Genomic DNA, 5056 nt, shown 5'->3' with positions numbered 1-5056 from the left:
AAAGGGCCCGCCCCCCCCCCCCCCGCCCCCGCGCGCCCCCCGCCCGCCGCAACCGGAGACGACTGATGGAACTTATCCTCGCCCTCGGGATCGGGGTGCTGACGGGCTCCGGCGTCTGGCTGCTGCTGCGTCCCCGCACCTTCCAGGTCATCATCGGCCTGTCGCTGCTTTCCTACGCCGTCAACCTGTTCATCTTCTCGACCGGCGGCCTGCGCACGGGGGCGGCCCCGGTGCTGGAGCGCGGCATGGCCGGCAGCCTCGCCACCCACGCCGACCCGGTGCCGCAGGCCCTGGTCCTCACGGCCATCGTCATCAGCTTCGCGACGACGGCGCTGTTCCTCGTCCTGCTCCTCGCCGCGCGGGGCCTGACCGGAACCGACCATGTGGACGGCAAGGAGAAGTCCCGGTGAACGGGTGGCCAATGAGCGCTTGGATGAATCATCTGGTGATTGCGCCGATCATCATCCCGCTGCTGGTCGGTGCGCTGCTGATGCTGATCGACGAGCGGCGGCGGGCGCTGAAGGCCACGCTCGGCGTGGCGTCGGCGTCGGCGCTGCTGGCGCTGGCGGTTCTGCTGCTCTATCTGACGGACCACACCGCCACCGGGGCGGACGCCACCGTGCGCGTCTACCGGCTGGGCGACTGGCCGTCGCTGTTCGGCATCGTCCTGGTGCTCGACCGGCTGTCGGCGATGATGCTGGTGCTGACCGGCATCCTTGGCCTGTCCGCCCTGGTCTTCGCGCTGGCGCGCTGGCAGAAGGCGGGGGCGCACTTCCACTCGCTGTTCCAGTTCCAGCTGATGGGGCTGAACGGCGCCTTCCTGACCGGCGACCTGTTCAACCTCTTCGTCTTCTTCGAGATCATGCTGGCCGCGTCCTACGGCTTGGCGCTGCATGGCTCCGGCCTCGCCCGCGTGCGCGCCGGGCTGCATTACATCGCCATCAACCTGGCGGCGTCCCTGCTCTTCCTGATCGGGGTGAGCATGATCTACGGCGTGTCCGGCACGCTGAACATGGCCGAGCTGGCCGTGCGCATCGCCGGGATCGCGCCGGAGGACCGTGGGCTGCTGGAGGCCGGGGCGGCGATCCTCGGCGTCGCCTTCCTCATCAAGGCGGGCATGTGGCCGCTGGGCTTCTGGCTGCCGAACACCTACACCACGGTCGGGGCGCCGTCCGCCGCGATCATCTCGATCCTCAGCAAGGTCGGCATCTACGCGATCATCCGGATCTGGCTGCTGGTCTTCGGCGAGGGCGCCGGGACCTCGGCGGGGTTCGGCGGGCATTGGCTGCTGATCGGCGGGGTCCTGACCATCGCCTTCGGCTCCATCGCGGTGCTGGCGACGCAGAATCTGGCGCGGCTGGCCGGCGCCAGCGTGCTGGTCTCCTCGGGCACGCTGCTGGCCGCCGTCGGCGCCGGGCAGACGGCGGTGACCGGCGGCGCGCTGTTCTACATGACCAGCTCCATCCTGGCGATCGCCGGGCTGTTCCTGCTGATCGAGCTGGTCGAACGCGGCCGCATGGTCGGCGCCGACGTGCTGGCGGTGACGCGCGAGGCCTTCGGCGAGGGCGAGGACGAGGAATCGGACGACGACGACGCCATCGGCGTGTCGATCCCGGCGATCATGGCGATCCTCGGCATCGCCTTCATGGCCTGCGCGCTGCTGCTCGCCGGCCTGCCGCCGCTCTCCGGCTTCCTCGCCAAGTTCGCCATCCTGGCGCCGATGCTCGCGCAGGGAGCGGAGGGGCTTCCCTTCACCACCTGGGCGCTGATGGCGGCGCTGATCCTGTCCGGCCTGGCGACGGTGGTCGCGATGAGCCGAACCGGCATCGACGTCTTCTGGGCGTCGCCCGCGGGCGAGCTGCCGCGCGTGCGCCTCGTCGAACTCGGTCCGGTGATGATGCTCCTGGCGCTCTGCGTGGCGCTGACCGTCCAGGCCGGGCCGGTGATGCGCTACATGGAGGACACCGCCCGCTCCCTTCACGGGCCGCAACGCTACATCCAGGGGGTGATGGCGCCCGCGGCGCCGGGAACCGGCAAGGGGGTTGCGCCATGAAGCGTTGGCTGCCCTATCCGCTGCTGACCGCCGCGCTCGTGGCGATATGGCTGCTGCTGACCGAGAGCGTGGCTCTGGGCTCCATCCTGATGGGCGGCATCCTGGCGACGGTCGCGCTCTGGGGCTTCCGGGCGCTCGACCCGCCGGGCGGGCGGCTGAAGCGGCCGCGCGCCGCCTTCGCGCTCGCCGCGCTGGTCATCGCCGACATCGCGCGCTCCAACCTCGCGGTCGTCAAGATCATCCTCAATCCGCGCAAGACGGAGCGGGTGTCCGGTTTTCTCCACATTCCGCTGGACATGCGCGCCCCTTACGGTTTGGCGACTCTGGCCTGCATCATCACGGGGACACCGGGGACGATCTGGGTGGAGTACAATTCCGCGAACAACACCATCCTTCTCCATATCCTCGATCTGGTCGACGAGAAGACCTGGATCGACACCATCAAGGGACGGTACGAGAAGCGCCTGATGGAGATCTTCGAATGACCGCCACGCTGCTGCTCTGGTCGATCTTCCTGGCGCAGATCATGCTGGTCGCCGCGATGGCCTGCGCGACCTTCCGCGTGCTGCGCGGGCCGCGGGCGCAGGATCGGGTGCTCGGGCTCGACACGCTCTACGTCAACGCCACGATGCTGCTGCTGACCTTCGGCATCCGCACCGGCAGCACGCTCTATTTCGAGGCGGCGCTGATCATCGCGCTGCTCGGCTTCGTCGCGACGGCGGCCCTGGCGAAGTTCCTCATGCGCGGAGAGGTGATCGAATGACGCATCTGGCCGACCTGCCGGTCTGGGCGGCGATCCCGGTGGCGCTGTTCCTGCTGCTCGGCTCCGCGCTGGCGCTCATCGGGTCCATCGGGTTCGTGCGGCTGCGCAGCTTTTACGAGCGCGTCCACGCCCCGACGCTGGGGACCAGCATGGGCATCGGCTTCGTGCTGTTGGCCTCGATGCTGTGCTTCACCGTGCTCCAGTCGCGGCTGGTTCTGCACGAGATCCTGATCGCGGTCTCCATGCTCGTGACCACGCCGATCACGCTGATGCTGCTCGCCCGCGCCGCCCTCTACCGCGACCGCAGCGAGGGCAGCGACGACGTGCCGGCGGCCCCGCCGGCCCCGCCGGTCCAGACCGCCGCGCCGCCGGCCCCGGACGCCGCTCCGCCAGTATAGATTTTCCTTCAGTGCGTCAGGTCGCCTCGACCTCTCTCGTTCAGGTCGCCTCGACCTGGGCGAACATGCCGGAGTCGTCGGTGAAGCTCTTGAACTCCAGCCCGTTGCCGGAGGGGTCGAGGATGAAGAAGGTCCCCTGCTCCGAGGGCTTGCCGGGGTAGCGGATCTGCGGCTCCAGAAGGAAGGTCGCGCCGGCGGCCTCCAGACGTTCCCTCAGCGCGTCCCACACCGGGCGCGGCAGCACCGCCCCGAAATGATGAAGCGGCACCGCCTTGCCGTCGACCATGCTGGTCTCGGTCGAGCGCGGCTCGGACGAGCGGTGGGCGGAGATCTGGTTGCCGAAGAAGTCGAAATCGATCCACCGCTCGGTGGAGCGCCCTTCGCGGCAGCCCAGGACGTCGACGTAGAAATGGCGGGTTTCCTCGATGTCCCGGATGGGAAAGGCGAGATGGAACGCGAACACCGGCGCACCCTTTTTAAGTTGGTTCGGGTGGCCAGGGTAGACCGCGCTCCGTGGTGCCAACAAACGATTTAAGCGGGGAGCAAGCCCGCGAAAACGCTGCGGCCCCGGTCCGGAACGCGAACCGGGGCCGCCGTGATCAGAAGGCCAGACGGGTGTCGAGCATCACGATGTGCGCGCGGTCCTTGAGGTCGCCGCCGTCGGGGCGGCCCGCCTGCAGGGTGGACTGCACGTAGTCGTACTCCAACCCGGCGGTGAAGCCGGGCGCGACGGTCCAGGTGACGCCGCCCTGCCAGATGTCCGCCTTGCTCGGCGTGGACATGGTCGCGCTGTCGTTGCCCAGCGCCCGCAGGTAGTTGGCGGCGAACAGCAGCGGCCCCGCGCTGTACTGCGCGCCGAAGATCCAGTTCTGCTGCGCCCGCGTCTGGGCGAGGCCCTCGGCGTAGCCGCTGTCGCCGCTGTAGGCGTAGCTGGCGCCGACCTTCACCGGACCGTAGCCGAGGTTGGCCCCGACATGGACGGAGTTCAGGTCCTCGAAGGACTGGCTGACGACGCCGTCGGTCTGGCGCACCGCTTGGCCGGTCGCGTAGAAGGCGCTGCCCTCGACGCTGAAATCTCCCACCGCCGTCTGGAAGGCGGCGCCGGCCTCGACCACGTCGCGGAAGGACAGCAGGTCACCCAGCACGTCCGTGGTGCGGCGGTTGACCGAGCTGTTGGAGTCGCCGCTGCGCGGCATGTAGGACACCGCCGCCGACAGGCCGCCGAAGCTCGGCGTGATGTAGATCAGCTTGGTCCCGGTGTCGTAGGCGATCAGCGTGCGCATGCTGGTCGCCGCCAGCGGCAGGGCGCCGAAGGTCGAGGAGCCGTTGAGGAACAGGATGCCGTTGCTGTCCGGGCTGCCGGCCACGCCCTCGACGTTCGGGCCGATCATCCCGTACTCGTCCGACAGGCCGTTGATGACGCCGGCCTGGATCGTGCCGAAGGCGCCGTTGGCGAAGAGGAAGGCGCGGTCGTTCTCGATGTTGCGGGTCGAGACGGTGGGATCGCCGTTGCCCGCCACGATGCGCAGCCGCGCGCCGTAGGTCAGGCCGTTGTCGGCGGTGGCCGTCGGGGTGACGACCAGACGGTAGCGGTTGGCGAACTCGCGCGGGCGCAGGCCGTCATCCTGCTGCTGGCGGATGTAGGCGCCCTGGAAATAGGCATCGCCGCCGAGGATCAGGTCGAAGCTCGGCTCGGCCAGGGCCGGAGCCGCCGTCAGGGCGGCGAAGGCGGTGCCGGCGAGAGCGGCGGCGCGAAGGGAGAAGGCGTTCATGGGCGTCGTCATTCCAGGGTGTGGGAAAGCGGAGCAAGTTCCCTCTCCCCTCTGGGGAGAGGGTTAGGGT

At 69.3% G+C, this 5056-nt stretch carries 7 protein-coding genes; 5 read left to right on the top strand and 2 right to left on the bottom strand.

The features are described 5' to 3' along the window. The first annotated feature begins 65 nt into the window (after positions 1 to 65). Genes GBZ26_RS26710 through mnhG form a run of 5 tightly spaced genes read left to right on the top strand, consistent with a single transcriptional unit; the run spans position 66 to position 3214 of the window. The gene (locus GBZ26_RS26710; RefSeq protein ID WP_014197933.1) at positions 66 to 410 is read left to right on the top strand and encodes a Na+/H+ antiporter subunit C; all 345 of its coding nucleotides are present in this window, start codon (positions 66 to 68) and stop codon (positions 408 to 410) included. Between the two features lie 23 nt (positions 411 to 433). Further along, entirely contained in the window at positions 434 to 2053 is a 1620-nt protein-coding gene (locus GBZ26_RS26705) for a monovalent cation/H+ antiporter subunit D (protein WP_174441423.1), read from the top strand. Continuing rightward, positions 2050 to 2538 carry a Na+/H+ antiporter subunit E gene (locus tag GBZ26_RS26700; RefSeq protein WP_174441422.1) on the top strand — a complete coding sequence of 163 codons (489 nt, stop codon included), beginning with the start codon at positions 2050 to 2052 and terminating at the stop codon, positions 2536 to 2538. Before GBZ26_RS26705 ends, GBZ26_RS26700 begins: the two co-directional genes overlap by 4 nt. Continuing rightward, entirely contained in the window at positions 2535 to 2816 is a 282-nt protein-coding gene (locus tag GBZ26_RS26695) for a K+/H+ antiporter subunit F (RefSeq protein WP_174441421.1), read from the top strand. Before GBZ26_RS26700 ends, GBZ26_RS26695 begins: the two co-directional genes overlap by 4 nt. Further along, positions 2813 to 3214, top strand: coding sequence for a monovalent cation/H(+) antiporter subunit G (mnhG, locus tag GBZ26_RS26690; RefSeq protein WP_174441420.1), 402 nt, complete (start codon positions 2813 to 2815; stop codon positions 3212 to 3214). Before GBZ26_RS26695 ends, mnhG begins: the two co-directional genes overlap by 4 nt. Positions 3215 to 3254: 40 nt before the next feature. Here the strand turns inward: mnhG and GBZ26_RS26685 are convergent, their stop codons facing one another. Together GBZ26_RS26685 and GBZ26_RS26680 are read right to left on the bottom strand one after the other, a co-directional pair. After that, positions 3255 to 3677, bottom strand: a complete 423-nt coding sequence (locus GBZ26_RS26685; protein ID WP_174441419.1) for a VOC family protein — start codon at positions 3675 to 3677, stop codon at positions 3255 to 3257. 136 nt (positions 3678 to 3813) lie between these two features. After that, entirely contained in the window at positions 3814 to 4986 is a 1173-nt protein-coding gene (locus GBZ26_RS26680; protein WP_174441418.1) for a porin, read from the bottom strand. Positions 4987 to 5056 lie beyond the last annotated feature (70 nt).

The sequence above is a fragment of the Azospirillum formosense genome, from assembly GCF_013340925.1.
Classification (GTDB): Bacteria; Pseudomonadota; Alphaproteobacteria; order Azospirillales; family Azospirillaceae; genus Azospirillum; species Azospirillum formosense.
Note: the sequence above shows the minus strand (reverse complement) of the source record. Positions and strands in the feature narration are given on the sequence as shown.